The organism is Nocardia sp. NPDC005746 (assembly GCF_040630785.1).
Taxonomy (GTDB): Bacteria; Actinomycetota; Actinomycetes; order Mycobacteriales; family Mycobacteriaceae; genus Nocardia.
The window spans coordinates 72,179-98,498 of record NZ_JBEXYE010000013.1 but is presented as its reverse complement, the minus strand read 5'-3'; the positions used below and the strand labels follow the sequence as shown (position 1 = coordinate 98,498).

The following is a 26,320-nucleotide window of genomic DNA, read 5'->3' as shown; positions in this document are numbered from 1 at the left end:
CTCGAAGCCATGCAGCGCATCATCGGAATCGAGGTCGAGTACGGCATTTCGACGCCGACCGAGCCGTCAGCCAACCCGATTCTCACCTCCACCCAGGCGGTGCTCGCCTACGCCGCGGCGGAGGGCGTGCCGCGCGCCAAGCGCACACGCTGGGATTACGAGGTGGAATCGCCGTTGCGCGACGCGCGCGGTTTCGATCTCGGCAGGCTCAACGGGCCCGCGCCGGTGATCGACGCCGACGAGGTCGGGGCGGCCAATATGATCCTCACCAACGGGGCCCGCCTCTACGTCGACCATGCCCACCCGGAGTACTCCGCGCCCGAGGTCACCGACCCCCTCGATGCCGTGATCTGGGACAAGGCCGGTGAACGGGTCATGGAGGCCGCCGCCCGCTACGCCTCCAGCGTGCCGGGCGCGGCCCGCATGCAGCTGTACAAGAACAACGTGGACGGCAAGGGCGCCTCCTACGGCACCCACGAGAACTACCTGATGAGCCGGGAGACCCCGTTCAATCAGATCATCGTGGGCCTGACCCCGTTCTTCGCCTCCCGGCAGGTGGTGTGCGGGTCCGGGCGCGTGGGCATCGGCCAGTCCGGTGACACCCCCGGTTTCCAGCTGTCGCAGCGCGCGGACTACATCGAGGTCGAGGTCGGTCTCGAGACCACCCTCAAGCGCGGCATCATCAACACCCGCGACGAGCCGCACGCCGACGCCGACAAGTACCGCCGCCTGCATGTCATCATCGGCGACGCCAACCTCGCCGAATGGTCGACCTACCTCAAGGTCGGCACCGCGGCGCTGGTGCTGGACATGATCGAGGCCGGCGAGGACTTCTCGGATCTGCAGCTGGCCCGCCCGGTCACCGCCGTGCACACCATCAGCCACGACCCGACTCTGCGTGCCACCGTTGCCCTTTCCGACGGCCGCGAACTGACCGGCCTTGCGCTGCAACGCATCTACCTCGACCGGGTCGAGAAGTTCATGGACCGCACCGGAAACGACGACCCGCGGGTGCTGGACGTCATCGAGAAGTGGGCCCACGTGCTGGACCTGCTCGAGCGCGACCCGATGGAATGCGCCGACCTGCTGGACTGGTGCGCCAAGCTGCGCCTGCTCGAGGGCATGCGCTCGCGTGAGGGCCTGTCCTGGGCCGCCCCCAAGCTGCACCTGGTCGACCTGCAGTACTCCGACGTGCGCCTGGACAAGGGCCTCTACAACCGCCTGGTGGCGCGCGGCTCCATGCAGCGCCTGGTCACCGAGCAGCAAGTCACCGACGCCATGACCAACCCGCCCACCGACACCCGCGCCTACTTCCGCGGCGAGTGCCTGCGCCGGTTCGGCGCGGATATCGCGGCGGCCAGCTGGGATTCGGTGATCTTCGACCTGGGCGGCGACTCGCTGGTGCGGATCCCCACCCTGGAACCGCGTCGCGGCACCAAGTCCCACGTCGGCAAACTCCTGGACGGGGTGCACACCGCCTCGGAACTGGTGCGCCAGCTGACCCACTAGGCCCACGTGAGGGGGGTACGGGACCTGAACCCCGTACCCCTTTTTCGTGTCCGCGACATGGCGGCGGGGAGATCGCGGGCACAGCACAATGACGTTTAATCCGGCATGTTGTCCCCGCTGGTGGGTACTGTTGACGGCACGAGCATCGGGTCTTCTCCGGTGCTCGCCGATGATCACAGAGGAGGTCGGCTGCTATGGCACAAGAGCAGACCAAGCGCGCCGGTGGCGGCGACGAGGACGAGGGCCCGGTCGGCGACGGTGGGGCTGGACAGGAGCGTCGCGAGAAGCTGGCGGAGGAAACCGACGACCTGCTCGACGAGATCGACGACGTGCTCGAGGAGAACGCGGAGGACTTCGTCCGCGCATACGTGCAGAAGGGCGGCCAGTGACCCAAGGTGACCCCCTGCGGCTCCAGTTGGGGTTCGCCCAATCCTCTTTCTCCGAGTACCTGCGTTTACACGCTCCGGAACTGTTGCCCGGCAACGGATTCGGACCCGGCGGCACGCACCCGAATCCGGGCGTGCCGTCGGATATCGCTCCGCACGGCACCACCATCGTCGCGGTCAGCTACCGCGGCGGTGTGCTGATCGCGGGCGACCGCCGCGCCACCCAGGGCAACCTGCTGGCCCAGCGTGACATCGAGAAGGTGTACATCACGGACACGTACTCCGCGGCCGGCATCGCCGGTACCGCGGGGATGGCGATCGAGATGATCCGCCTGTTCGCGGTGGAGCTCGAGTACTACGAGAAGATCGAGGGCGTGCCCCTCACCTTCGACGGCAAGTCCAACAAGCTGTCGAAGATGGTGCGCGACAACCTCCCCGCCGCCCTGCAGGGGCTGGCGGTGGTCCCGCTGCTGGTCGGCTTCGACCCGGACGCGCAGGACCCGGACAAGTCCGGGCGGATCGTGTCCTACGACGTGGTCGGCGGGCGCAGCGAGGAGCGGTTCGGGTACACCGCGGTGGGGTCGGGTTCCCTGTTCGCCAAATCGTCGCTGAAGAAGACCTACGCGCGCGGCCTCGACCAGGACCGGGCGCTGCGGATCGCGATCGAATCGCTCTTCGACGCCGCCGACGACGACACCGCCACCGGCGGTCCCGACACCATGCGCAACATCTACCCGACGGCCATCGTCATCGACTCCGAGGGCACCGTGGAGGTCACCGACGAGCGCCTGAAGGAGATCACCCGGGCGATGGTGGAGGAGCGGGCCGCGCTGGCGGCAGAGGGGATCGGCGAAGCATGACACTGCCGTATTACGCGTCGGCCGAACAGATCATGCGCGACAAGACCGAGCTCGCGCGCAAGGGCATCGCGCGCGGCCGCTCGGTCATCGTGCTGGTCTACGACAAGGGCGTGGTGTTCGTGGCCGAGAACCCCTCGGCCACCCTCCACAAGATCAGTGAGCTCTACGACCGGGTCGGTTTCGCCGCGGTCGGCAAGTACAACGAGTTCGAGGCGCTGCGCCGCGGGGGCATCCTGCAGGCCGACCTGCGCGGCTACCAGTTCGACCGCCGCGACGTGACCGGCCGGTTCCTGGCCAACCTGTACGCGCAGAGCCTGGGCACCATCTTCACCGACCAGCTCAAGCCCTACGAGGTGGAGATCTGCGTCGCCGAGGTGGGGTACCCGGAACAGTCCACGAACTCGGTGCTGTACCGGATCAACTTCGACGGATCCATCGTCGACGAACGGGAATTCGTGGTGATGGGCGGCAACACCGACCCGATCACCACCGCCCTCAAGGCGTCCTACAAGCCGGGCATGGACCTGCATTCGGCCATCACCACGGCGGTGGCCGCGCTGCAGAAGGCCGTGCCCGAGGGCGACAAGGACAAGCAACGCACCGTGGGTGTCTCCTCCCTGGAGGTGGCAACCCTCGAGCAGTCCCGGCCGCGGCGGGCGTTCCGCCGGGTCCACGGCGCCGCGCTGTCGGAGTTGATCACCGGCAAGGCGCCGAACGCGAAAGCGGCCGCCGAGGCCGACAAGCCGTCGGGCGGGGACCCGTCCTAAGGCCCCGGCGACGTCGGCAAATCCCGGTATTCGGGATAAGGCTCCTTTGCACTCTCAATAGCAGAGTGCAAAGGAGCCTTGCTTTTTCGCAGGGTAGAGCGCGTGCCGCGTTGCATGCCGTGCTAAATCGTTGTGAATACGTTTGCATCAGTGCTCCGACAAGGCCGTTACCGGGCACTATTCCGCTGTAATGTCGATAGGGTGCAGCGACGAATCATGGGGATCGAGACCGAATTCGGGGTGACGTGCACGTTCCACGGTCACCGTCGGTTGAGTCCTGACGAGGTGGCCCGGTACTTGTTCCGCCGGGTAGTTTCCTGGGGCCGTAGCTCGAACGTGTTCCTTCGTAATGGTGCCCGGCTCTACCTCGATGTCGGTTCCCATCCGGAGTACGCCACGGCCGAATGTGACAGCTTGGTGCAGTTGGTCACTCACGACCGCGCCGGCGAGCGGGTCCTGGAGGATCTGCTCATAGACGCCGAGCAGCGGCTCGCGGAGGAGGGTATCGGCGGCGATATCTACCTGTTCAAGAACAACACCGACTCCGCGGGCAACTCCTACGGCTGCCACGAGAACTTCCTCGTGGTCCGGGCCGGGGAGTTCTCGAGGATCTCCGACGTGCTGTTGCCGTTCCTGGTTACCCGGCAGTTGATCTGCGGGGCCGGGAAGGTGCTCCAGACGCCGAAGGCGGCGACGTTCTGCCTGTCGCAGCGGGCCGAGCACATCTGGGAGGGGGTGTCGTCGGCGACCACGCGGTCGCGGCCGATCATCAACACCCGTGACGAGCCGCACGCCGACGCCGAGAAGTACCGGCGCCTGCACGTGATCGTGGGCGACTCGAACATGGCCGAACCGACGACCATGCTGAAGGTGGGCACGGCGTCGCTGGTGCTGGAGATGATCGAGGCGGGCGTCGCCTTCCGAGACTTCGCGCTGGACAACCCGATTCGCGCCATTCGTGAGGTCTCGCACGATCTCACCGGTCGTCGGCCCGTGCGGCTGGCGGGCGGGCGGCAGGCATCGGCGCTCGACATCCAGCGCGAGTACTACGCCCGCGCCGTCGAGCATCTGCGCAACCGCGACCGCGACCCGCAGGTCGACGCGGTGGTGGATCTGTGGGGCCGCACCCTCGACGCGGTCGAGGCGCAGGACTTCGCCAAGGTGGACACCGAGATCGACTGGGTGATCAAGCGCAAGCTGTTCCAGCGGTACCAGGACCGCTACAACATGGAGCTGTCCGATCCCAAGATCGCCCAGCTGGATCTGGCCTACCACGACATCAAGCGCGGACGCGGCGTCTTCGACCTGCTCGCCCGCAAGGGTCTGGCCAAGCGGATCACCGAGGACGACGCGGTCGACGCGGCGGTCACCACGCCGCCGCAGACCACCCGGGCCAAGCTGCGCGGCGATTTCATCACCGCCGCGCAGGAGGCGGGCCGCGACTTCACCGTCGACTGGGTCCACCTCAAGCTCAATGACCAGGCACAACGGACGGTGCTCTGCAAGGACCCGTTCCGCTCGGTCGACGAGCGCGTGGACCGGCTCATCGCCTCCATGTAGGGAACAGCCCAGCTCTCGGGACTCTCCGGGGCTTCGCCTGCGAGCCTCCTGGATCCCGGGGAACACGTCCGGCAACGGGCCGTGAACCACTCGGTTCGCGGTCCGTTGCGCGGGTTATGGGGCCGGTCAGGGGAAAAAACGCGACCGCCCATGCGCCACCTCGGCGGCACTCCCATTACTCTCTACGGGGTGGCGATATCCAAGGTCGAGCGGTTGATGAATCTGGTTATCGCGCTGCTGTCCACCCGGCAGTTCCTGACCGCGGAGCGGATTCGGGAGTCGGTCGCCGGGTACGAGGAGTCCGCGAGCGACGAGGCCTTCAGCCGGATGTTCGAGCGCGACAAGAACGAGCTGCGCGATCTGGGCATACCCCTCGAGATCGGACCGGTGAGCCGGTTGTCGAGTGTCGAGGGCTACCGCATCAACCGGGATGCCTATGAGCTCCCGGACATCGATCTGACCAGTGAGGAAGCGGCCGCGGTCGCGGTGGCCGTGCAGTTGTGGGAGTCGCCGGAGCTGGCGGCGGCCGCCGAGGGCGGTCTGCTCAAGCTGCGCGCCGCTGGTATTCACGTGGAGCCCGACGCCGGGGTGTCGGCGGTGCCCGCGGTGCCGGCGCGGACGCGCGGCTCGGAGCCGGTGCTGGGCAAGCTGCTCGCCGCGATCGATGCCGGACGGTCGGTGCGGTTCAGGCACCGGCAGTCGCATGGGGATCCGGTCGAACGCGACGTCCAGCCCTGGGGTGTGGTGACCCACCACGGCCGCTGGTACCTGGTCGCGCACGACAATGTGCGTGACGCACAGCGGGTGTTCCGCATCTCCCGTATCGACGAGGACGTCATCGAATACGGCCCGGCCAATGCCGTGCACAAGCCCGAGGACCTGGACCTGCGCGCCGTGGTCGCCGAGGTCACCGCACAGTCGCCGATCACCGGATCGGCCACGGTGTGGGTGGCGCAGGGTCGCGGCCAGGAGATCCGCCGCCTCGGACCGGTCATGGAGGACCGGGTGCTGGGCGGGCGGCCCGGCTCGATCGTGGAGGTGCCGATCCGATCCCGCGACTGGCTGGCCCGGCTCATCACCGGACTCGGCGCGGACGCGCTGGTGCTCGCGCCGGAGGACCTGCGCGACAACGTGATCGCGCGCCTGAAGTCGGTGCTGGAGCGGACGGAGGTGACGGCGTGAGTGCGGACGCGTCGCGGAAACGCCGGGGAGACAGCGTGATCGACAATGCCCGCAAGGGGGACGGCGCCCGGGCGTCGGAGGGTGCGAAGGACCGGCGGGGCAGCGCGGCGGCGAGCAGCCGCCTGTCGACCCGGCTGGCCCGGCTGCTCAATATGATTCCGTACTTCCAGGCCAACCCGGGCATCGGTGCGGCGGAGGCGGCGGCCGAACTCGGCGTCACCACCAAGCAGCTGATGACCGATCTGAACCAGCTGTGGATGTGCGGCCTGCCCGGTTACGGGCCCGGTGACCTGATCGACCTGTCGTTCTCCGAGGAGAGCATCGAGGTCACCTTCAGCGCGGGCATCGACCGCCCGCTGCGGCTGACCTCCCTGGAGGCGACCGCGCTGCTGGTGGCGCTGCGCTCGATCGCGGATCTGCCGGGCATGGTGGATCCGAGCGCCGCGCACGCGGCCACCGCGAAGATCGAATCGGCCATCTCCGGACGGGAATTCGCGGGCCCGGCGCTGCCAGCACCGGTGGAAGCGCCCGCGGTGGCGACCGTCCGGTCCGCCGTCGAGCACGATCACGCGCTGCGCCTGGTCTACTACTCGGCCAGCCGCGATGTGGTGTCCGAACGCGTCGTGGACCCGATCCGCATCGTGCTGGTGGACAACAACAGCTACCTGCAGGCGTGGTGCCGGCAAGCCGAGGGCGTGCGCCTGTTCCGTCTCGACCGCATCGAGGAGGCCACCGGCCTCGACGAGCCCGCGCGCCCGCCCGCCGAGGCTGCCCTCGACGAGTCCGCGGCGCTGGACCTGTTCGTCGACGATCCCGCGGTCCCGCTGGCGCGCTTGCTGATTCGCCCCGATTACGCGTGGGTGCTCGAGCAGTACCCGATGCACAAGGTCACCACCCACCCCGACGGCAGCCTCGAGGCCACCATGCGCTTCGCCACTCTGGACTGGATGGCGCGGCTGCTGCTCGGCTTCGGCGCCGGCGTCACCGTGCTCGGCCCCGCGGAACTGGTGACCGCGGTGCGGGATCGGTCCAGTTCGGCGCTGGCCGCCTACGGCGGACTCGACGACACCGGGCTCGGGAATCTGGCCGGGCTCGAGGAGGTCGGTCCCGCTTGAGTCTCCGGGTGACGGTGCTCGGCGCGGGCAGCATCGGGTGTTATGTGGGTGGGCGGCTGGCCGCGGCGGGCGCGGAGGTGACCTTCGTGGGCCGCCCGCGCGTCCTCGACGAGCTGAACACGCACGGCCTGCGGCTCACCGACCTCGACGGCAAGAACGTCACCGTCGAGCCGACCGCGTTCGAGACGGCCACCGAGCCCACCGACGAGGCCGATCTGGTGCTGATCACCGTCAAGTCCGCGGGCACCGCCACCGCCGCCGCCGAACTGGCCGGGGTGCTAGCGCCCGGCACCGTGGTGCTCAGCCTGCAGAACGGCATCGGCAACGACGCGGTGATCCGCGAGATCCTGCCCACCTGCGTGGTGCTGCCCGGCATGGTGATGTTCAACGTGGTCCACCGTGGCGAGGGCCGCTTCCACCGCGGCACCGCGGGCACCGTCGACATCGCCGACGATGCGGTGTTGAAGCGGTTCACCGGCGTCTTCGCCCGGTCGGGTCTGGGCTTCAAACGCCACGCCGACCTGCTGTCCGTCCAATGGGCCAAGCTGCTGCTCAACCTGAACAACCCGATCAACGCGCTGTCGGGTCGTCCGCTGCGCGAGGAGCTGGCGTCCCGCGACTACCGGCGCTGCCTGGCCCTGGCCCAGCGCGAGGCGCTGGCCGCCATGGCGGCCGCACGGATCCGCCCGGCCCGGCTCACCCCGTTGCCGCCGGAGTTGATGGCGCGTCTGCTGACCACGCCAGACGGCGTCTTCCGTCGGGTTGCCGGACGTGTGCTGGCCATCGATCCGGTGGCCCGCTCGTCCATGGCCGACGACCTGGCCGCCGGACGCGCCACCGAAATCCCTTGGCTGTGCGGAGAAATCGTCAGCCTCGGTGCCATGGTAGGAATACCCACGCCGGTGAACCAGAAGCTGATAGAACTCGTGACAGCCGCGGAGAACGGCGACCGGCGCACCTGGTCGGGAGCGGAATTGCTGGCACAACTCGAGGGCGCCGTGCGTGACGAGGCGGCGAACGAGGGTTGACAACGAGGTTCGCGGTATGCGGGTCCGGTAGCATCGGACTCACCAAGTCTTTGGAGGTAATGGAATGACAGGCGCCATCAGCCCGTGGCACTTGCTGATCGTTGTGCTGATCTTCTTGCTGTTCTTCGGCTCGAAGCGCATGCCGGACGCGGCCCGCAGCCTGGGTCGCTCGATGCGCATCTTCAAGACCGAGGTCAGCCAGATGCAGAACGAGGGCAAGACGGGCGAGGCCGCTCCCGAGGCCCAGGCCCAGCCGGTGCAGCCGCCGGCGCAGCTGCCGCCGGCCCAGCCGGTGCAGCAGCACGTGGCACAGCCGAACGACCAGCAGAAGGCCTGAATCGGCCACCATCCGGGATGAGCGCGGGCTCATCCCGGATGTGGTGTTGTCCGGGTCCGGGGGCGCACCCGCGCCCACGTCTTCTGTGGCCGTAAGGCGGAGGCAGTCACACTCACATGCGTATTCGCATCCCGTTCGATCCGCGGCGCAGCAAGCGCCGTACGAATCCCGACGGCACCATGTCCCTGGTGGAGCACCTCTCGGAGCTCCGCAAACGCCTGCTCATCGCGCTGGCGTGGGTGGCGGTCGGCACCCTGTTCGGGTTCTTCTGGTACTCGCACACCCTGTTCGGGATCGAGAGCCTCGGTGAGATCCTGCGCGGCCCCTACTGTGCGCTCCCGGCCTCCTCGCGGGCCAATCTCAGCACCGACGGCGCCTGCCGACTGCTGGCGACCGCGCCGTTCGAGCAGTTCACGCTGCGCTTGAAAGTCGGCACCACGGCCGGCGTGGTGGTGGCCAGCCCGTTCTGGCTGTACCAGCTGTGGGCGTTCATCACCCCGGGCCTGTACGCGAAGGAACGCAAGTACGCGATCGCGTTCGTGGCGGCGGGCGCGTCGCTGTTCATCGCGGGCGCGGTGCTGGCCTACTGGGTGGTCGCGCACGCGCTCAGCTTCCTGATGACCATCGGCAACAATGTCCAGATCACGGCGCTCTCGGGTGCGCAGTACTTCAGCTTCATCATCAAGCTGCTGGTGATCTTCGGCGTCAGCTTCGAAACGCCTTTGCTCATCGTCGGTTTGAACTTCCTCGGGGTGCTGACCTACGAACGGCTCACCAAGTGGCGGCGCGGGCTGATCTTCGGATTGTTCGTGTTCGCGGCCATCGTGACCCCGCAGGATCCGATCTCCATGCTGGCGCTGGCGTTCGCGCTGACCCTGCTGTTCGAGATCGCGGTGCAGGTCGCGCGGATCAACGACAAGCGCAAGGCTCGCAACGCGCAGGCCTGGGACAAGCTGGCCGACGACGAGGCCTCCCCGCTCGATACCGCGCCCGGCGGCGTGGACGCCGCGACCCCGGTGCCCAGTGCCGAGCCGGTGAGCGCGACACCGGTGGAGAAAACCACGGGAGTCGTGTCGGATTACTCCGATACCCTCTGACACGTGGCATCAAGGTCGCTCACTGGCGAACTGGCGGCATTCACCGCCGAACTGAAATTCGAGCTCGATCCGTTCCAGCGGCAGTCGTGTGCGGCGCTCGAGGGCGGGCACAGTGTGCTCGTCTGCGCGCCCACCGGCGCCGGCAAGACGGTGGTCGGCGAGTTCGCGGTACACCTGGCCCTGGCCTCGGGCGGCAAATGCTTCTACACGACGCCCATCAAGGCACTGTCGAACCAGAAGTTCGCCGACCTCACCGCCCGCTACGGGCGCGACGAGGTCGGTTTGCTGACCGGTGACCAGTCCATCAATCCGGACGCCTCGGTGGTGGTGATGACCACCGAGGTGCTGCGCAACATGCTCTACGCGGGATCGGACGCGCTGCGCGGGCTTTCGTACGTCGTCATGGACGAGGTGCACTACCTGGCCGACCGCTTCCGCGGCGCGGTGTGGGAAGAGGTCATCCTGCACCTGCCGCCGGAGGTGCGCCTGGTCAGCCTGTCCGCCACGGTCTCCAACGCCGAGGAGTTCGGCGCGTGGATGGAGACCGTGCGCGGCGACACCGCGGTCATCGTCGACGAGACCCGGCCGGTGCCGCTGTGGCAGCACGTCATGGTCGGCAAACGCATGTTCGACCTGTTCGATCCCAAGTCCAGCGACGCCAAGGTCGTCGTCGACCAGGATCTGCAGCGCTACATCAAGCACCGCGAAGCCGTTGACCGGATGGACAATTGGGGCGTGCCCGGGCGCGGTCGCGGCGGGCCGCGGCGCTCGTTCCGGCCCATGCCGCGCCCCGAGGTGATCTCCCGGCTCGACGACGAGGGGCTGCTGCCCGCCATCACCTTCATCTTCAGCCGCGCGGGATGCGATGGGGCGCTGGCCCAGTGCGTGCGCTCGCGCCTGGACCTCTCCCGCGAGGACGATCGCGCGGTGATCGACGAGATCATCGAGAAGCACACCGGGGACCTGCCCAAGAGCGACCTCGAGGTGCTCGGCTACTGGGAGTGGCGCGAGGCGCTGCACCGCGGCTTCGCCGCGCACCACGCCGGCATGCTGCCCGCCTTCCGCCACACCGTCGAGGACCTGTTCGTGCGCGGCCTGGTGCGCGCGGTGTTCGCCACGGAGACACTGGCACTGGGCATCAACATGCCCGCGCGCACGGTGGTGCTGGAACGGCTCGTCAAGTTCAACGGCGAGAGCCACGCCGAACTGACGCCGGGGGAGTACACGCAGCTGACCGGGCGCGCCGGGCGGCGCGGCATCGACGTCGAGGGTCACGCGGTGGTGCTGTGGCAGCCCGAGGTCGACACCAGCGCGGTCGCGGGTCTGGCCTCGACGCGGACCTATCCGCTGCGGTCGTCGTTCCGGCCGGGCTACAACATGTCGATCAATCTGGTCGATCGCATGGGCGCGGTGGAATCGCGTGCGCTGCTGGAGCGTTCCTTCGCCCAGTTCCAGGCGGACCGGTCGGTCGTGGGCCTGGTACGGGGCATCGAACGCAACGAGGCCCAGCTGCGCAAGCTGCGCTCGCAGCTCGGTGACGAGAGCTTCTTCGAGTACATCCAACTGCGCGAACGCATCCGGGACCGGGAACGGAACCTGGAACGGCAGGGCCGCACCGACCGGCGGCAGGCCGCGGTGTCGTCGCTGACCGCATTGCGGCGCGGCGACGTGGTGGCGATTCCGTCGGGCCGCCGGCAGGGGCTGGCGGTGATCCTGGAACCCGATGCGACACCGGGGGATCCGCGTCCGCTGGTGCTCACCGAGGACAAGTGGGCCGGTCGCGTCTCGGCCGCCGACTTCCCGACCCCGGCCGAATCGCTGGGCCGGTTGCGGCTGCCCAAGCACGTGGACCACCGCACCGCGCGGGTCCGCCGCGATCTGGCCTCGGCGCTGCGCAGCACCGGCATCACCCGGCCGCGCCGCCCCCGCGCCGCCGGCAAGTCCAAGGCCGCCGACGACCGCGACCTGCAGACCCTGCGGCGCGCCCTGCGCAACCATCCGGCACATTCGCGGCCGGATCGAGAGCAGTTGGCGCGCATCGGGGAACGCTACAACCGCCTCGAACGCGAGACCGAGCATCTACGCCAGCAGGTGGCGGCCACCACCAACTCCCTCGCGCGCACCTTCGACCGCATCCTCGGGCTGCTCGAGGAACGCGGCTACGTCGAGAACGGCGAGGTCACCCAGGATGGGCGGCGGCTGGCCCGGATCTACGCCGAGGCGGATCTGGTTGTCGCGGAAAGCCTTCGGCAGGGGCTGTGGCGCGGGCTCGGCCCGGCCGAGCTGGCCGCGGTGGTGTCGATCCTGGTGTACGAGTCCCGGCAGGAGGGCGGCTACCTGGGGGCGTCCGGGCCCACCGCGCCCATCCGGCGGGCCGTGGACGCCACCATCGGGGTGTGGTCGCAGCTGCGCTCCGACGAGTCCCGGCACCGGTTGCAGCCCACCCGCGAACCCGACCTCGGTTTCGTCACGGGCGTTTACACCTGGGCGCGCGGTGACGACCTCGCCGACGCCCTGCTCGCCAGCGGTGATCGCGGAAACCCGCTCTCCGCGGGCGATTTCGTGCGCTGGTGCCGCCAGGTCATCGACCTGCTCGATCAGATTCACAGCACCGCCGACGACGTCGAGGTGGCGGCCACGGCCAGCAAGGCGGTGCGCGCCATCCGCCGGGGTGTCGTAGCCGTGGACGCGGCGTAGTAGATACGACTGTGCTTTGATTCTTGGATGTACCGACCGCAGCGGGAGCATACGCGTGCTCCCGCTCGGGGGGCTAGCGTGAGTACAACGGATTGCTATTGGAGGCAAGCAGATGAGCGGCCCGTACGGACCGAATGACGCCCCGGCGGGGGGCAACAACGATCCGACCCTGCAGTGGAGCGGACAGCAGCCCGCGCCCGGCGCCGGACCGACTCAGCAGTGGGGCGGTCAGCAGCCCGCCCAGCCGACCGCGCAGTGGGGCGATCCGTCGCAGCAGCAGCCCGGCCAGCAGCCGTGGGGCCAGTCCCAGCCGCAGCAGCCCGCCCAGCCCTGGGGGCAGTCGCAACCGCAGCAGCCGGCCCAGCAGTGGGGGCAGAGCCAGCCGCAGTGGCAGCAGCAGCCGCAGGGTGATCAGCAGTGGGGGCAGTCGCAGCCCCAGTGGCCGCAGCAGGGTCAGCCGGGCCAGCAGGACTGGAACCAGCAGGCGGGGCAGCAGTGGCCGCAGCCCGGTCAGCAGGCGCCCGCCGGCAAGAAGAAGACCGGTGTGATCATCGGCGTGGTGGTCGCGATCGTCGTCGTGCTGGCCGCGGTCGGCGGCGGTCTGGCCTGGCTGCTGAGCAAGGACCAGCTCGACAACAGCGCCGTGCAGTCCGGGGTGCAGAAGGTCCTCAAGGACACCTACGGCATCGACGACGTGCAGGACGTGAAGTGCCCGTCGGGGCAGAAGGTCGAGGTCGACAAGACCTTCGACTGCACGCTCAAGGTGGGTGGCGAGAGCAAGAAGGTGACCATCAAGATCACCAAGGACGACGGCACCTACGAGGTCGGCCGCCCGAACTGATTTTCGGGGCAAAGGTGTTGGGCCCGGGCGCGATTGGGATCGCGGCCGGGCCCTTTTGTTTGCCAGGGGTTGTCTGGATGCTCGCTGCGAGTAAGGTGGGCCGAAATTCTTTCGGTTGATCGTGATCGGGGGGCGATATGAATTCGTTCGTTCAGGCCATCGGACTGGCCGGTACCACACTGGCGGTCGCGAGCGCGGCACTTGTCACCACGTCCTGCGCGGGGCAGGCGTCGTCGGCCGGGCCTGCGCCGTCGTCGGTCGTCGCGTCCTTCGCCGCGTCGCGGATGGAAGCTCCCGTGGTGAACGACTGCGTCGCGAACAAAGCCGTCGAGAAACCCACGAGCATGCTGCTGGCCTGCGGTGACGGCGGGCTCAGCGTCCGCGACATCACCTGGAGCAGTTGGGGTCCCGACACCGCCGAGGGCGACGGCACCGAATACCGGCGGGTGTGCGAGCCCAGCTGTGCCGCCGGGCGCACGGCCAGCGGCGCGACCCACGTGACGCTGCGCAAGGTGCAGGACGGCTACTTCACCGAAGCCGCCATCACCGACCTCGACGGCAAGCCCGAAACGTGGCCCGTAGGCCCGATCCGCCGCTGACAGCGGTCGGCTCGCGGTCGACGCGACGGGCGAGTTCGGTCAGGATGCGGAGCGCTTGCCCATGGCGGTGAGCAGGCGTTTGACCGGGCTCTCCGCGTTGTAGGCGGCGGCCAGCGCGGCCAGTCGCTCCGGGTCGGCCGGGGTGAGGGGCAGCAGGTCGGGGCCGGAGTATTCGACGGTGGCGTCGCGGACGACCCGCACCACCGGGGCCGCCGCCTTCAGATAGTCTTCGGCGGCAACGAGTTTCGCGCGCACGCCCTTGGCCAGATCGGAGTCCGGGTCGGCGGCCGCCTCACGCAGCGCCTCCACCGAGCCGAACTTGGTGATCAGCTGGGCGGCGGACTTGTCACCGATTCCGGCCACACCCGGCAGCCCGTCGGAGGCATCGCCGCGCAGCGTCGCCATATCGGCGTACGCCGGGCCCGCGATGTCCTCGGGCACACCGTATTTGGCCGACACCTCGGCCGGACCCCACAGCTCGGCCTTCGCCAGCCCGCGCCCGACGTAGAACACCCGCACCGGTGGCGTCGGTGTGTCACGGACCAGTTGCAGCAGATCGCGATCGCCGCTCACGACGATCACCTCGTCGGCGCCCTCCCGCGTGGCCAACGTCCCGATCACGTCATCGGCCTCGAGACCCTCCGCGCCCGCGGTGGCGATTCCCGCCGCCTCGAGCAGCTCCATGATCATGTCGACCTGCGGTGTCAGCGTGTCGGGGACTTCCTCCGCGATCACGCCCGCCACCGGCTCGCCCGCGTCCTCGGCCACCCGGTGCGCCTTGTACGACGGCAGCAGGTCCACCCGGAACCGCGGGCGCCAATCCAGGTCCAGGCACACCACCAGCCGGCTCGGCGCGTGCTGCTTGACCAGCGCGGCGATCATGTCGGTGAACCCGCGCAGCGCGTTCACCGGCCGCCCGTCGGGCGCGGTGATCTTCTCCGGTATCGCGTAGAACGCCCGGAACCACAGACTGGCCCCATCGAGCAGCAACAGCGGACCGGCGGCAGGGTTGCTCATAGCGCACGACCCTACCGTTCGCGTCCGACAGCGCGGCCGATGACGGCGCGGGGAGTCCAGCCCTCGGATTCGCGCCCGGGCCCTTCGAATTCGATGCGCGGACCGTGGCAGCGGCGGGGCGAGACGGCCCGGCGCTCCGAGCTCGGATCTGCGGGACAAAACGCTGCCGGTGGTCAGGTGCCGATCGGCTGTTCACAGGGCTTCGGCGTCGAGCATGGGCGTCCGTTCCAGGCCCGCGGTCGTGGCAGGACGTCGTGGGGGAACGCGGCCGCCTGGTCAGGGCGCGGATCGGTAGTGGGGCGTCTGGTGCGCAGAATGCCACGGTGCGATGCGGCGCATCATCGGAGGCGTTCGTGGATCGAAAGGTGCTCGGCGGCAGGGGGGTCGGGTGCTGCGGTGGTGGGGGTACCCGGTGGTGGGGGTGCGAAGTTCGGTGGTGGCTGGAGGGTGGCGGGGTGGGGGAGTAGCGTCGGATGGCATGAGCTCTCATGACGAGTCACGGTTCGCGGCGGAGGTCTATGGGGCGCGGTTGGAGCGCGCCGCGCGGTTGGCCAGGGATGCGCATCTGGACGCGCTGCTCATCACTCCCGGGCCTGACCTGCGGTTTCTCATGGGGTCGCGGGCACAGTCGTTCGAGCGGCTGACCTGCCTGGTGATCCCGGCCAGCGGGGAGACACCCTCGGTGGTGATCCCGAAGCTGGAGCTGGCCTCGCTGAAGTCGTCGGCGGCCGGGGAACTGGGGTTGCAGATCGTGGACTGGGTCGACGGGGTCGATCCGTACCGCATCGTCAAGAACGTGCTCAATGCCGGTGCGCGCGTGGCGGTCACCGATGTGATGCCCGCCCTGCACCTGCTGCCCATCGCCGATCAGTTTGGCTCGCTACCGGTTTCGGCCACCCCGCTGCTGCGCGAGCTGCGAATGCGCAAGGACCCCAGCGAGACCGAGGCCCTGCGGCGCGCGGGCGCGGCCATCGACCGGGTGCACGCCCGCATGGGTGAGTTCCTGCGCCCCGGCCGCACCGAGGCCGAGGTGGGCGCGGATATCGCCGCCGCCATCGTCGAGGAGGGGCACACCGAGGCCGACTTCGTCATCGTCGGCAGCGGCCCGCACGGCGCGGACCCGCACCACATGGTGTCCGACCGCGTGATCGAGCCCGGTGACGTGGTGGTCATCGATATCGGCGGCCCGGTCGAGCCCGGCTACTTCTCCGACTCCACCCGCACCTACGTCCTGGGCGAGCCGAGCGAGGAGGTGGCGGCGCAGTTCGCGGAACTGGAACGCGCCCAGGCCGCCGCGGTGGCGGCCGTCCGCCCGGGCGTCACCGCCGAATCCATCGACGCCGCCGCCCGCGACGTGCTGGCCGCGGCCGAGCTGGCCGACTACTTCGTGCACCGCACCGGCCACGGCATCGGCCTGTCGGTGCACGAGGAGCCCTACATCGTGGCGGGCAACGACCTGGTCCTGCAGGAGGGCATGGCGTTCAGCATCGAGCCGGGCATCTACTTCCCCGGTCAGTGGGGCGCCCGCATCGAGGACATCGTCCTCGTCACCGCGGACGGCTGCGAGTCGATGAACAAGCGTCCCCACGGGCTGACCCAGCTCTAGCCGCCGAGCCCCCGCGGCAGGTCAGTGGCCGAGGGCGGGGGCTCCCGGCTTGAACACGCTGCTGGCCAGCACCCGCTGGACCTGGATGGCGATGACCACGCGGGTCGGGTTCTCGCGGGGCTGGCGGTAGCGGCCGGCGTACCGGTCGACGGCGTCGGCCACCGCGGCCGGGTCGTCGAGCACGGTGGCCGGTCCCTCGAGGGTGATCCAGCGCGGGCCGTCGACCTGGCTCACCGCCGCGTACCCGGAGCGGCGCACATTGTTGACCTTCACCGAGCCGTCATTGGTGATGATGCGGGCGATCCCGGCCTCCGGATCCCAGGTGAAGCCGACGGCGACGACGTGCGGGGTGCCGTCGGCGCGCAGCGTGGACAGGGTGGCCAGGTGACGCTCGGTGACGAAGTCGGCGGCGGCGGGGGACAGTTCGGGGCGTGCGGCGGTGCTGGTCATGATTCGACGCTAGCAATCCGCCGTCGGGAGCACCGGGCGGCGGTGCCCGGGTGGCACACTGTGGGCCATGGGTTTCGGATCGCGGGACGTCGACAAGGGCGTCGTACTGGTGCTGGGCGGGCGCAGTGAGATCGGGCTGGAAGTGGCACGCCGGTTGTCGCCGGGCCGGGAGGTCATTCTCGCGGCGCGCGGCGCCGACCGGTTACAGGCGCAGACCAAGGAGCTGCTGATCGCGGAGGCGGCGGCGGTGCACTGCGTCGAGTTCGACGCCGACGACATGGCCTCGCATCAGCCGCTGCTGGAGAAGATCATCGCCGAGCACGGGCGCATCGGTGTCGCGGTGGTGGCCTTCGGAATCCTCGGGGATCAGGCACTGGCCGAACAGGACCCCGAACACGCGGTCGCGATCGTGCAGACCGATTTCGTGGCGCAGGTCAGCGTACTGACCAGTCTGGCGAACCTGCTGCGCGAGCAGGGCGACGGGCAGATCGTGGTGTTCAGCTCCATCGCCGGTGTGCGGGTGCGGCGCGCCAACTACGTGTACGGGTCGGCCAAGGCGGGCCTGGACGGCTTCGCCGGCGGCCTGCAGATGGCCCTCGAGGGCAGCGGTGTGCACCTGCTGATGGTGCGATCCGGCTTCGTCATCGGGCGCATGACCGCGGGCATGAAGCCCGCCATCATGTCGAGCACCCCGGACCAGGTGGCCGACGCGGTGGTGGCGAGCCTGTACCGGCGCGCCCGCAATGTCGATGTGCCGCGCCGCATTCGGCTGCTGTTCATCGCCATGCGCCTCACGCCCTACGCGCTGTGGCGGCGGGCCCGCCGATGACCGAGCTTCCCGCGCCGTCGGTCCCGATCGCCGTGATCGGGATCGGGGCCGACGGCTGGGACGGTCTGGGCGGTCCGGCGCGGCGCGAGATCGCCGCCTGCGACGTCCTGCTCGGCTCCACACGGCAATTGGCGCTGATCCCCGAGGGCGAGACGGGCGCGGAGCGGGTGGCCTGGCCCTCGCCGCTGGTGCCCGCCCTCCCGGGACTGCTGCGCGAGTACGCGGACCGCAAGCTGGGTGTCCTCGCCAGTGGCGACCCGATGTTCTTCGGCATCGGCGTGACCCTGACGAAACTGGTTGGAGCCCAAGCGCTGCGCGTGCTGCCGCAGCCGTCGTCGGTGTCGCTGGCGTGCGCCCGCCTGGGCTGGGCGCTGGATGCGACACCGGTCGTCAGCGCGGTCGGCCGGCGCGTGGAGAGCGTGGTCCCGGAATTGTCCTCCGGCCGTAGGATTCTCGTCCTGAGCTCCGACGAGCACACCCCGGCCGCGGTAGCGGAGTTGCTGGCGCGCAATGGATTCGGCGAATCGGCTCTCACGGTCCTGGAACAGCTCGGCGGCCCCGCCGAACGCCTGGTCACCGGTACCGCCGCCCGCTGGGATCACCCCCTCGGTGATGCGTTGAACATCATCGCGATCGACTGCGTGGCGGACCCGTCGGCACCGCGTCTGACCCGTGTGCCCGGCCTCCCCGACGAGGTCTACGACGGCGACGGCCAGCTCACCAAGTCGGAGGTGCGGGCCCTCGCCCTGTCGGCGCTGGCCCCCGCGCCCGGCGAACTGCTGTGGGATGTCGGCGGCGGATCCGGCACCATCGCGATCGAATGGTGCCGCACCCACCCGGCCTGCCGGGCGGTCACGTTCGAACGAGTCGAGAGCCGCTGCAAGCAGATCGCCGCCAACGCCGCCACCCTCGGCGTCCCCGGCGTCGATGTCCACGGCCCGGCCCCCGACGCCTTCGCAGGCCTCCCAGCCCCCGATGCGATCTTCATCGGCGGCGGCCTGACCCAGGACGGAATGTTCGACGCCTGCTGGTCGCGCCTGCGTCCCGGTGGCCGTCTGGTCGCGAGCGCCGTCACCGCCGAATCCGACAGCCTGCTCCTGCGTCTGGCCGACGAGCACGGCGGCACCCTGCGCCGCTTCCAGATCTACCGCGCCGAACCCCTCGGCGGCTTCACCGCCTGGCGCCCCCAACTCCCGGTCACCCACTGGGTGACGACGAAACCCGCCGCGCCGCAAGGCTAGCCACGCGGAGAGACCACCGGTGGTGCGGCGGACAGGGGTGCCGCACTGCCGGCGATGTCGCGAACCAGAGCTGGACGCGTGGTGCGCCATGCCGCGAGATCGGCGCGACGTGAGGCGGTGCGTGACACGCGAATACCCACGCCGCCAGGTTGGGCGCGGCGCAGGGGTGATCGCGACGAGACGTCGGATGCGGCGTTGGCCGGCGCGGTCAGCCGACCGGGGGAAGCGCGAGGGGGCCGGGTTCGAAGACGGTGACCAGGACGACGATGTTGCCGTAGGGGGCGGAGCCGTTGGCCAGGCGGTGGGCGGCCTTGGCCAGTGAGGTGCGCCAGCCGTATTTGGCGTCGATCGCCGCCTCTACCTTGGCGAGCAGGTCGCCCTCGGCGACCAGGTTGGCGTGGCCCATGAGCTGACGGCTGCCGACGGCCGGGTTGCCGCGCCAGTCGCCGGGCTGGACCAGGACGCGGGGGTCGAGGGCGAGTTGCTCGGCTTCCGCGGCGAACGACGAGACGCGGAAGGCGAGGCCGTTGTCGCCGAAGGGAATCACCAGGCGCGGGGCGGTGACCAGTTGGCGGTGTCCGAGCGTCCTGGTGACCAGTGCGGTCTTGGCCTTCTCCCATACCGTCGACGGCCGCGCCGCCGCGGCCTGGGCCGGTATGGTCCGGGCCGGTGTGGCTGTCACGGCCACCGTGGGTCGCGCGAACGGGGTGCGGCCGACCGCCGCGTCGATGGTCATATCGGTCATCGCCTTCGATCCTTCCGTGCCGTTTCCTCTGCCAGGGCTCGGTGTCGGGCGCGCGTGAGCCGGTGCGGTTCGGCACCAACACGGCGTTTGCCGTGTATTCGCTCATCGGGCGGCGACCCTCACACTGTCGGTCGGTCGATCCGGTCCGCGCAAGAGCGACACACTGGGCCGCTCATTGAGTTTCGCCACTCGTCACCTTCGGGCCACCCTGCCCCAACGCATCTCGACGGCACTGAGCCCTCCCCTTCGATAGTCCCGGCGTTTCGCGGATCCGGCAACGACACTGGTCAGGCGCATGTGCGCCGGTAACGGAAAAGTCGCTCCGGGCGGCGTCAGTGGGACGCGGGCACATCGGTGACGTGTCTCGAATCCGTGGCCGGAACAGGGCGGTCTGCGTGGGGCCGGGTTCGCGGACGAGTGTCGTGTTTACTGGCGGTATGGCGCTGTTCGGTCGAATGGTCTCGGCCGGTTCGCGATTCGCGAATCGTCGGGGTATCTACCTGGGTCGTCGATCCACGACGGTGCACGTGCGCGTCTATCGCTGGTCGCGCGGCCGGATCGGCGGGCGCGTGCCCGGCTGGCGGGGCGGCCGCATCCTGCTGCTGGACCACGTCGGCGCGCGCAGCGGCGTGCGCCGGACCTCCCCGCTGATGTACGTCGAGGCCGATGGCGTGCTGGCGGTCGCGGCGTCCAAGGCGGGGGAGCCGGAGCATCCGGCCTGGTTCCACAACCTGCTCGCCCACCCGGACACGGTCGTGCGGGTCGGTGGGACGGTGCGGCCGGTCCGGGCGCGCGTGGCGACCGCGGACGAAAGGGACCGATGGTGGCCACGGTTCGTGGCGGCGATGCCGGACTTCGCGTTCTATCAGGAACGCGCGGCCGGACGATTGATCCCGGTGGTGCTGCTCGAGCCACGGTGACGGCCCCGCGTCGGGCTGTCGGTTCGGCCCGAATTGCCCTGCCCCCGTGTGGAACAACGTTGTTTGACCTGTTGGGGGCCGGTTTCGCCTAGGCTGGCCCGCGTGAGTGCTGCCGTGTCGCGAACGATTGCTTTGCCGCACTGCCGGGTGAGTTACGCCGAGTACGGTGCGGGGGATGGGATGCCGGTGCTGTACTGCCACGGCGTCCCCGGAACGCATGTCGAGGGTGAGGCTTTCGACGCCGCCGGAGCCGCCGCCGGGGTCCGCGTCATCGCGGTCGACCGCCCGGGCATGGCGGAATCGTCACTACCGGCCGGGGAGCAGGTCGCCGACTGGGCGGCCACCGTGGCCGCGGTGGCGGACCGGCTGGGCCTGAACCGTTTCGGCGTGATCGGGGTGAGCGGCGGCGGCCCGTTCGCCCTCGCCGTCGCGGCCCGCCTGCCCGAGCGCGTCACTGGCGTGGCCCTCGTGTCCGCCCCCGCCCCGACCAGCGAACAGCCCGCCGCCGCGGATCTCGACCCGGTGGCGCTTCGCCGGCGCAAGGGCTTGAACGTCCTGCGCCGCGTCCCGTTCCTGGTCCACCCCATGGCCCTCGAGATGTCGGTGGTCATCCGCCGCCGCAATGGCGTCGCGGGCCTGGTCTCGCAGATGGCCCCCGTCGACCGCGACCGCGTCGAAGCCGACCCGGAGCTCTCCGCCAAACTCGACACCAACCTCCGCCGCAGCTTCGAACAGGGCAGCCGCGGTTTCGCCGCCGACATCCGCCTGGTCTTCACCCGCGACTGGGGTTTCGACCTGACCGAGGTGACCGCCCCCGTCCAGGTCTGGCACGGCGAAGCCGATGGCAATGTCCCCGCAGCTGACGCCACCAGCCTGGCCGCGGCCCTCCCACGGGCCCGCCTGCACCTCGTGCCCGATGCCGGTCACCTGCTGTTCGTCGAACGATCCGCCGACATCCTGGCCTCGCTGCGAGCCGATCTGGTCTGAGCGGGCGCACCCGGGCCGGGTCACGCCGACGATCACCGCCTCGGTGCGGTGTGAGGCGGGGCTCGGCCGGGAATGCCCGGCCGCCCGCCCGGCTTACAGAGGCGGGAGGGATCGGCTGGTGGAGGCGAGCGATGGCGGTGCGTGAATCGGAGGTCCGGGTGGTCCCGGCCGCGGATCGGTGGCGGTGGCGCAGCGAGTGGCTCGATTCCCGGCAGTCGTTTCCCGCGACCGGCAGTTTCGATCTGGCGGCGAACGCGCACGGCCTGCTGATGATCCACAACGAGGACATCGTCGATCCGGGTGAGGGGTTCGACACCCATCAGCACCGGGATATGGAGATCGTGACCTGGGTACTGGAAGGTACTGTCGTGCACCAGGATTCGGCGGGCAATTCCGGTCTGATCCATCCCGGTATGGCGCAGCGCATGAGCGCGGGCGCCGGAATCATGCATTCCGAACGCAATGGCGCCGGCTATCTGGAGCGGGAGCGGCTGCATGTCGTGCAGATGTGGGTGCCGCCCGACGAGCCCGGTGTGACCCCCGGCTATCAGGAATTGGATATCGCCGACCGGTTGACCGGAAACAGTCTGGTCACCGTCGCGTCCGGGATGCGCCGAGACCGAGATCGGACAGCGATCGCGATCGGCAACAGTGGAGCCGCCTTCCATGTGGCGAGGCTGGACCCCGGCCACGCCATCCAGGTCCCCGACGCGCCCTACGGCCATGTCTTCGTGGCCCGCGGATCGGTGGATTTCGAGGGCTCCGGCAGGCTGTCGCAAGGCGACGCTGTGCGCTTGTCCGCTGGTGGCGGGCATATTGTGACCGCGCTCGAGCCTGCCGAGGTGCTGATCTGGGAGATGCATACCGCACTGGCCTGAGTGTGTGCTCAGGCACGATTGTTAGGGATTAGTTCCAAAAGGTGGCATTCTTTACGCTGAGAACGGGCAGTCGAACTGATCGCCCGGCTCGCTACAGAAAGAACGCATCAAGTAATGACGCAAGGCACTGTGAAGTGGTTTAACGGCGAAAAGGGATTCGGCTTCATCGCCCAGGACGGTGGCGGCGCCGATGTCTTCGTCCACTACTCCGCGATTACCGGCTCCGGGTTCAAGTCCCTCGATGAGGGTCAGCGCGTCGAGTTCGAAATCGGCGAAGGCCAGAAGGGCCCGCAGGCCCAGCAGGTCCGCGCCATCTAGTCGTCGACCACGAGGAAGCCCGCGCATCACCGCGCGGGCTTTTTTCGTGCCCGCGTTCTCGCCACCCGGGCAACCTCGAGAGGGCTCGGGCATGCTCGAGGGGGAAGTGCGCACCACCATCGCCCAGGCTCCGCCGACTGAAGGAGATCCCATGCCCCACGAGAAGTCGGACGCGATTCGCGAGTACTCCGCGCCCGGCGTCACCATCACCTGGGAGCCGGGCCGCTGCCGCCACGCCCAGGAATGCGTCCACGGCCTCCCCGCGGTCTTCGACCGCGACCGGCGCCCCTGGATCGACCCGTCCGCGGCCTCTGTCGACGACATCGTCGACGTGATCGACCGCTGCCCGAGCTACGCCCTCGGCTACCGCACCGGCGACGGCCGCACCCGCACCGCTCCGCCGGCGTAGCTCGACCCGATCCACGCAAGATCCCTGGTCAATGGCTGGGGGAAGGGGCGGAAGCTGTTTCACCATCCCGGTGGGATCGGCGGATCTGGTCTGGTGCCTGTGAATCGGCGCGATCGCACCGCTGCGGCCCCGGATCGGCCGATTCCGTTGTACCGCTGAAGAAGTCGCGGTAGACGCGGAACGCCATGGCCAGGTAGGCGATGGTCTTGGGGATCATGAGCAGGCCCAGTTGCGGGATTCGGCGAGCCCACAGGATGACTGGGAGGTAGCAGGCGAAGGATGCCGCCATGGCGTCGGAGAGGAAGCGGAAAGTGCGGTCGCCGGTGCGGGCGGCCTCCCGGCGCATGAGGTAGATCTCGCTCGCGCCCACGGCCAGGAGCGGGACGTTGCGGTCGACGCCGTAACCTTCCGGGGTTTCGTCCTTGTCCCAGTTGTTGAACGGGGTCGCCAGCAGGATCAACCGTACGAACGACAGTCCCAGCAGCGAACGGGTGAAACCGTCCCAGGATCGGCGGAACCGCAGCCGCCAGGCATCCAGGGACAGTACGTAGAACAGGGTGATGGTGATCGAGGTGGCCATCTCCCCGAGTCCGATCAGGCTCGCCCGCCGTCCCCGCCAGGTCAGGTAGCCGCGGTCCTCGCCGCGCGCCATCGACACCGCCCGCAATGCCAGATGCGCGGTATCGCCGGTGGCCAGCAGGGTGAAGGCTTCCTCGAACCGGGCCGCGGTCGCCCGCTGTTCCTGCGGAACGCGGTCGCGGTGTCGCCGCATGGCGATCACCAGGCCCCAGATGACCGCCAGATAGGACACGTTGAAAGCCAACTCGAATCGTTTGCGCATGACGATCAGTCTGTTGTGCGGAGCCGATCCGGGGGCAGGGCCCAAGGTCCCTTCGTGGCGGACGTGCGATGGAAACTCCACTCCGCCTTGATCGCAGCAGAAGGCCATGTAGAAAGTCCGCGCATCGGTGACCTTCGGCCCTTCTCGGCGCCCTGCGGGGACCGGCACTCTCGGCAGGAACGGTGATGTGTCCGGTGGGCCGAGAACGTGGAGGTGGTGCGATGCTGAGGGCGTCCGAGGCGTGGACCTCGAAGGCGTTTCCGGACGTGGTTGTCGTCGCCCGAGGCCGGGTGCCGGTGCTCGAATGCGAGCGGTACGCCGGGGCGGTGGGCCGGCAGCTGCGGCGGATGCGGGTGGAAGACGGTGCGCGGCTGCGGATCACCGGGCCGAACTGCGATATCGGCCCCTATCTGGCTCAGGTGAACCTGTCGGTCGGCGGAACCCCGGTGCGGATTCAGACACTGACCCACGGCGCGGGAGACGCCCTGCCGATGATCGTGCGGCTGGAACGCCGGATTCTGGCTCTGCGCACGGCATGGCAGCCGCGCACATGGCCCGAGCCTGACCGTCGACCGTTGGACGCGCCTGGGCCGGGAGCCGTCGCGCGCCGCAAATCCGTTTCGCTGCAGACTCTCTCGCCGTCGCACGCGGCCATGATCATGGACCGGATGGACTACGACGCCCACTTGTTCATCGACATCGAGACCGGCGAGGACGCCGTCGTCTACCGGGCTGGTCCCTCAGGGCTCCGGCTCACGCGTCAACACAGTGTCCATCCGCCGCGTGCGGACGGCGATGCGGCCGGGCCGTTCGTCGTGAACCCCCGCCCGGCCCCCACGCTCATCGAAGCCGATGCGGTGCGGCGGGTGTGCGAGAGCGGATTGCCGTTCCTGTTCTTTGTCGATCCGGCCACCGGTCGTGGCCGGCTGCTGTACCGCCGCTACGACGGCGATCTGAGTCTCGTGACCGCTGACGGCGGGTAGTCGCGAGCCCGAAGGCTCACAGTTCTCTTCCCATATCGGTTGTCACACCCCGATGCGTGTCCGCTGTGCACGCGCATGCGGGGTAGGCGGCCATGTTTCACCCTCTCCCGTTCCTGTTTCCGGAAATGAAAGGCGGACAATCCATTGGCGCGAGATCTGACTCAGCTGGAGATCCTGACCGAACTCGAATCCGATGCCGCGGCGGCGCTGAACCGGCATCTGTCGATGGCCAAGGACTGGCATCCGCACGACTACATCCCGTGGGACGAAGGCCGGAACTTCGCGCAGCTGGGCGGAACCGACTGGGATCCTGAGCAATCGCAGCTGTCCGAGGTGGCGAAGGCGGCGCTGATCACCAATCTGCTCACCGAGGACAATCTGCCTTCGTATCACCGGGAAATCGCGGAGAACTTCTCTCGCGACGGCGCCTGGGGCTCCTGGGTCGGGCGATGGACCGCCGAGGAAGCCCGGCACAGCATCGTGCTGCGTGACTATCTCGTCGTGACGCGTGGCGCCGATCCCGTCGCGCTCGAGAACGACCGGATGGCGCACATGACGAACGGCTTCGCCCCGCCCGTCGATCAGCTCACCGCGCAGGGGCAGGCGGGATTCCTGTATTCGGTTGCGTACGTGTCGTTCCAGGAGCTGGCAACCCGGATCAGCCACCGCAATACCGCCGCGGTATGCGACGACCCGATCGCCGACCGGATGCTGCAGCGCGTCGCCCTGGACGAGAACCTGCACATGATCTTCTACCGCACCCTGTGCGGCGCCGCCCTGGATCTGGTTCCCGATCAGGCGATGGAGGCCATCGATCTGATCGTGGAGAATTTCCGGATGCCCGGCGCTGGGATGCCGAACTTCCGGCGGCACGGCGTGCTCATGGCCAAGCACGGCATCTACGACCTGCGCCAGCACCTCGAGGAAGTGCTGGAGCCGGTCATGCGGCAGTGGAACATCTTCGGCCGCGACGATTTCGGGCCGCGCGGGGAACAGGCCCGGGAACGCCTCGCGAGTTTCCTCGACAACCTCGCGAACTACCAGATTCCGCGTTTCGAGGAACAGCGCGACCGCGCACTCGCGCGGGAGGCGGCCCGGGTCTGACCGCCGGCCGCCGC

At 69.2% G+C, this 26,320-nt stretch carries 27 protein-coding genes; 23 read left to right on the top strand and 4 right to left on the bottom strand.

Going from position 1 to position 26,320, the window contains the following annotated elements:
• The first annotated feature begins 9 nt into the window (after nt 1-9).
• The 13 genes from dop (at nt 10) to ABZ412_RS24255 (ending at nt 13,978) form a co-directional block, all read left to right on the top strand.
• On the top strand, nt 10-1,509 hold the full coding sequence (dop, locus tag ABZ412_RS24315) for a depupylase/deamidase Dop (RefSeq protein WP_357283945.1): 1,500 nt from the start codon (nt 10-12) through the stop codon (nt 1,507-1,509).
• 194 nt (nt 1,510-1,703) lie between these two features.
• Complete coding sequence (locus ABZ412_RS24310) at nt 1,704-1,898, top strand: ubiquitin-like protein Pup (RefSeq protein ID WP_033089305.1); 195 nt, start codon at nt 1,704-1,706, stop codon at nt 1,896-1,898.
• Nucleotides 1,895-2,755 (top strand): proteasome subunit beta, encoded by an 861-nt coding sequence (prcB, locus tag ABZ412_RS24305; RefSeq protein ID WP_357283942.1) that lies wholly within the window; start codon nt 1,895-1,897, stop codon nt 2,753-2,755. The genes ABZ412_RS24310 and prcB overlap by 4 nt, the downstream gene beginning before the upstream one ends.
• Nucleotides 2,752-3,522 carry a proteasome subunit alpha gene (gene prcA / locus ABZ412_RS24300; protein WP_357283940.1) on the top strand — a complete coding sequence of 257 codons (771 nt, stop codon included), beginning with the start codon at nt 2,752-2,754 and terminating at the stop codon, nt 3,520-3,522. The genes prcB and prcA overlap by 4 nt, the downstream gene beginning before the upstream one ends.
• Nucleotides 3,523-3,723: 201 nt before the next feature.
• A complete protein-coding gene (pafA, locus tag ABZ412_RS24295) occupies nt 3,724-5,082 on the top strand; it encodes a Pup--protein ligase (RefSeq protein WP_357283937.1) in 1,359 nt (452 codons plus the stop codon).
• A gap of 189 nt (nt 5,083-5,271) precedes the next feature.
• On the top strand, nt 5,272-6,264 hold the full coding sequence (locus ABZ412_RS24290) for a YafY family protein (RefSeq protein ID WP_357283934.1): 993 nt from the start codon (nt 5,272-5,274) through the stop codon (nt 6,262-6,264).
• A gap of 122 nt (nt 6,265-6,386) precedes the next feature.
• On the top strand, nt 6,387-7,379 hold the full coding sequence (locus ABZ412_RS24285; RefSeq protein ID WP_357284201.1) for a YafY family protein: 993 nt from the start codon (nt 6,387-6,389) through the stop codon (nt 7,377-7,379).
• Nucleotides 7,376-8,407 (top strand): 2-dehydropantoate 2-reductase, encoded by a 1,032-nt coding sequence (locus tag ABZ412_RS24280; protein WP_357283932.1) that lies wholly within the window; start codon nt 7,376-7,378, stop codon nt 8,405-8,407. The genes ABZ412_RS24285 and ABZ412_RS24280 overlap by 4 nt, the downstream gene beginning before the upstream one ends.
• A 64-nt stretch (nt 8,408-8,471) precedes the next feature.
• Nucleotides 8,472-8,744 (top strand): Sec-independent protein translocase subunit TatA, encoded by a 273-nt coding sequence (tatA, locus tag ABZ412_RS24275; RefSeq protein WP_357283930.1) that lies wholly within the window; start codon nt 8,472-8,474, stop codon nt 8,742-8,744.
• Between the two features lie 122 nt (nt 8,745-8,866).
• Nucleotides 8,867-9,841: a twin-arginine translocase subunit TatC gene (gene tatC / locus ABZ412_RS24270; RefSeq protein WP_357284199.1), complete on the top strand. Its 975-nt coding sequence runs from the start codon at nt 8,867-8,869 to the stop codon at nt 9,839-9,841.
• A 3-nt stretch (nt 9,842-9,844) separates the two neighbouring features.
• Nucleotides 9,845-12,538, top strand: coding sequence for an RNA helicase (locus ABZ412_RS24265; protein WP_357283927.1), 2,694 nt, complete (start codon nt 9,845-9,847; stop codon nt 12,536-12,538).
• A gap of 112 nt (nt 12,539-12,650) precedes the next feature.
• Nucleotides 12,651-13,379, top strand: coding sequence for a DUF4333 domain-containing protein (locus ABZ412_RS24260; RefSeq protein ID WP_357283925.1), 729 nt, complete (start codon nt 12,651-12,653; stop codon nt 13,377-13,379).
• Between the two features lie 137 nt (nt 13,380-13,516).
• The gene (locus ABZ412_RS24255; protein WP_357283922.1) at nt 13,517-13,978 is read left to right on the top strand and encodes a hypothetical protein; all 462 of its coding nucleotides are present in this window, start codon (nt 13,517-13,519) and stop codon (nt 13,976-13,978) included.
• Nucleotides 13,979-14,017: 39 nt separating this feature from the next.
• Here the strand turns inward: ABZ412_RS24255 and ABZ412_RS24250 are convergent, their stop codons facing one another.
• Nucleotides 14,018-14,995: a 5'-3' exonuclease gene (locus ABZ412_RS24250; RefSeq protein WP_357283919.1), complete on the bottom strand. Its 978-nt coding sequence runs from the start codon at nt 14,993-14,995 to the stop codon at nt 14,018-14,020.
• Nucleotides 14,996-15,473: 478 nt separating this feature from the next.
• Here ABZ412_RS24250 and ABZ412_RS24245 point away from each other — a divergent pair, with 478 nt between their 5' ends.
• Entirely contained in the window at nt 15,474-16,601 is a 1,128-nt protein-coding gene (locus ABZ412_RS24245) for a Xaa-Pro peptidase family protein (RefSeq protein ID WP_357283916.1), read from the top strand.
• Nucleotides 16,602-16,622: 21 nt separating this feature from the next.
• Here the strand turns inward: ABZ412_RS24245 and ABZ412_RS24240 are convergent, their stop codons facing one another.
• Nucleotides 16,623-17,051 carry a PPOX class F420-dependent oxidoreductase gene (locus ABZ412_RS24240; RefSeq protein WP_357283913.1) on the bottom strand — a complete coding sequence of 143 codons (429 nt, stop codon included), beginning with the start codon at nt 17,049-17,051 and terminating at the stop codon, nt 16,623-16,625.
• 67 nt (nt 17,052-17,118) lie between these two features.
• On the opposite strand from ABZ412_RS24240, the gene ABZ412_RS24235 reads away from it, so the two are divergent.
• Entirely contained in the window at nt 17,119-17,880 is a 762-nt protein-coding gene (locus ABZ412_RS24235) for an SDR family NAD(P)-dependent oxidoreductase (protein WP_357283911.1), read from the top strand.
• Nucleotides 17,877-19,121 (top strand): precorrin-6y C5,15-methyltransferase (decarboxylating) subunit CbiE, encoded by a 1,245-nt coding sequence (gene cbiE / locus ABZ412_RS24230; RefSeq protein WP_357283908.1) that lies wholly within the window; start codon nt 17,877-17,879, stop codon nt 19,119-19,121. The genes ABZ412_RS24235 and cbiE overlap by 4 nt, the downstream gene beginning before the upstream one ends.
• A gap of 208 nt (nt 19,122-19,329) precedes the next feature.
• Here the strand turns inward: cbiE and ABZ412_RS24225 are convergent, their stop codons facing one another.
• Complete coding sequence (locus tag ABZ412_RS24225) at nt 19,330-19,866, bottom strand: hypothetical protein (RefSeq protein ID WP_357283905.1); 537 nt, start codon at nt 19,864-19,866, stop codon at nt 19,330-19,332.
• A gap of 437 nt (nt 19,867-20,303) precedes the next feature.
• On the opposite strand from ABZ412_RS24225, the gene ABZ412_RS24220 reads away from it, so the two are divergent.
• The 5 genes from ABZ412_RS24220 (at nt 20,304) to ABZ412_RS24200 (ending at nt 23,378) form a co-directional block, all read left to right on the top strand.
• Nucleotides 20,304-20,786: a nitroreductase/quinone reductase family protein gene (locus ABZ412_RS24220; protein WP_357283902.1), complete on the top strand. Its 483-nt coding sequence runs from the start codon at nt 20,304-20,306 to the stop codon at nt 20,784-20,786.
• A gap of 102 nt (nt 20,787-20,888) precedes the next feature.
• Nucleotides 20,889-21,773, top strand: a complete 885-nt coding sequence (locus ABZ412_RS24215; protein WP_357283899.1) for an alpha/beta hydrolase — start codon at nt 20,889-20,891, stop codon at nt 21,771-21,773.
• Nucleotides 21,774-21,904: 131 nt separating this feature from the next.
• Nucleotides 21,905-22,651 carry a pirin family protein gene (locus tag ABZ412_RS24210; RefSeq protein WP_357283897.1) on the top strand — a complete coding sequence of 249 codons (747 nt, stop codon included), beginning with the start codon at nt 21,905-21,907 and terminating at the stop codon, nt 22,649-22,651.
• Nucleotides 22,652-22,765: 114 nt separating this feature from the next.
• Nucleotides 22,766-22,969, top strand: a complete 204-nt coding sequence (locus ABZ412_RS24205; protein ID WP_357085479.1) for a cold-shock protein — start codon at nt 22,766-22,768, stop codon at nt 22,967-22,969.
• Nucleotides 22,970-23,120: 151 nt separating this feature from the next.
• Nucleotides 23,121-23,378, top strand: a complete 258-nt coding sequence (locus ABZ412_RS24200) for a (4Fe-4S)-binding protein (RefSeq protein WP_357283894.1) — start codon at nt 23,121-23,123, stop codon at nt 23,376-23,378.
• Nucleotides 23,379-23,406: 28 nt separating this feature from the next.
• On the opposite strand, the gene ABZ412_RS24195 is transcribed toward ABZ412_RS24200, so the two are convergent.
• Complete coding sequence (locus ABZ412_RS24195) at nt 23,407-24,219, bottom strand: hypothetical protein (protein ID WP_357283892.1); 813 nt, start codon at nt 24,217-24,219, stop codon at nt 23,407-23,409.
• Nucleotides 24,220-24,485: 266 nt separating this feature from the next.
• On the opposite strand from ABZ412_RS24195, the gene ABZ412_RS24190 reads away from it, so the two are divergent.
• Nucleotides 24,486-25,202 (top strand): sigma 54 modulation/S30EA ribosomal C-terminal domain-containing protein, encoded by a 717-nt coding sequence (locus ABZ412_RS24190; protein WP_357283889.1) that lies wholly within the window; start codon nt 24,486-24,488, stop codon nt 25,200-25,202.
• Nucleotides 25,203-25,346: 144 nt separating this feature from the next.
• Nucleotides 25,347-26,306: an acyl-ACP desaturase gene (locus tag ABZ412_RS24185; RefSeq protein WP_357283886.1), complete on the top strand. Its 960-nt coding sequence runs from the start codon at nt 25,347-25,349 to the stop codon at nt 26,304-26,306.
• Nucleotides 26,307-26,320 lie beyond the last annotated feature (14 nt).

Excerpts from the sequence above, each read along its gene's own strand:
- ABZ412_RS24205 (WP_357085479.1), top strand. The coding sequence starts at position 22,766 with ATGACGCAAGGCACTGTGAAGTGGTTTAACGGCGAAAAGGGATTCGGC.
- ABZ412_RS24220 (WP_357283902.1), top strand. The coding sequence starts at position 20,304 with ATGGCGCTGTTCGGTCGAATGGTCTCGGCCGGTTCGCGATTCGCGAAT.
- ABZ412_RS24260 (WP_357283925.1), top strand. The coding sequence starts at position 12,651 with ATGAGCGGCCCGTACGGACCGAATGACGCCCCGGCGGGGGGCAACAAC.
- ABZ412_RS24240 (WP_357283913.1), bottom strand. The coding sequence starts at position 17,051 with ATGACCAGCACCGCCGCACGCCCCGAACTGTCCCCCGCCGCCGCCGAC.
- ABZ412_RS24255 (WP_357283922.1), top strand. The coding sequence starts at position 13,517 with ATGAATTCGTTCGTTCAGGCCATCGGACTGGCCGGTACCACACTGGCG.
- ABZ412_RS24200 (WP_357283894.1), top strand. The coding sequence starts at position 23,121 with ATGCCCCACGAGAAGTCGGACGCGATTCGCGAGTACTCCGCGCCCGGC.
- ABZ412_RS24195 (WP_357283892.1), bottom strand. The coding sequence starts at position 24,219 with ATGCGCAAACGATTCGAGTTGGCTTTCAACGTGTCCTATCTGGCGGTC.
- dop (WP_357283945.1), top strand. The coding sequence starts at position 10 with ATGCAGCGCATCATCGGAATCGAGGTCGAGTACGGCATTTCGACGCCG.
- tatA (WP_357283930.1), top strand. The coding sequence starts at position 8,472 with ATGACAGGCGCCATCAGCCCGTGGCACTTGCTGATCGTTGTGCTGATC.
- ABZ412_RS24235 (WP_357283911.1), top strand. The coding sequence starts at position 17,119 with ATGGGTTTCGGATCGCGGGACGTCGACAAGGGCGTCGTACTGGTGCTG.
- ABZ412_RS24225 (WP_357283905.1), bottom strand. The coding sequence starts at position 19,866 with ATGACCGATATGACCATCGACGCGGCGGTCGGCCGCACCCCGTTCGCG.
- ABZ412_RS24245 (WP_357283916.1), top strand. The coding sequence starts at position 15,474 with ATGAGCTCTCATGACGAGTCACGGTTCGCGGCGGAGGTCTATGGGGCG.
- ABZ412_RS24250 (WP_357283919.1), bottom strand. The coding sequence starts at position 14,995 with ATGAGCAACCCTGCCGCCGGTCCGCTGTTGCTGCTCGATGGGGCCAGT.
- ABZ412_RS24310 (WP_033089305.1), top strand. The coding sequence starts at position 1,704 with ATGGCACAAGAGCAGACCAAGCGCGCCGGTGGCGGCGACGAGGACGAG.
- ABZ412_RS24210 (WP_357283897.1), top strand. The coding sequence starts at position 21,905 with ATGGCGGTGCGTGAATCGGAGGTCCGGGTGGTCCCGGCCGCGGATCGG.
- prcA (WP_357283940.1), top strand. The coding sequence starts at position 2,752 with ATGACACTGCCGTATTACGCGTCGGCCGAACAGATCATGCGCGACAAG.
- cbiE (WP_357283908.1), top strand. The coding sequence starts at position 17,877 with ATGACCGAGCTTCCCGCGCCGTCGGTCCCGATCGCCGTGATCGGGATC.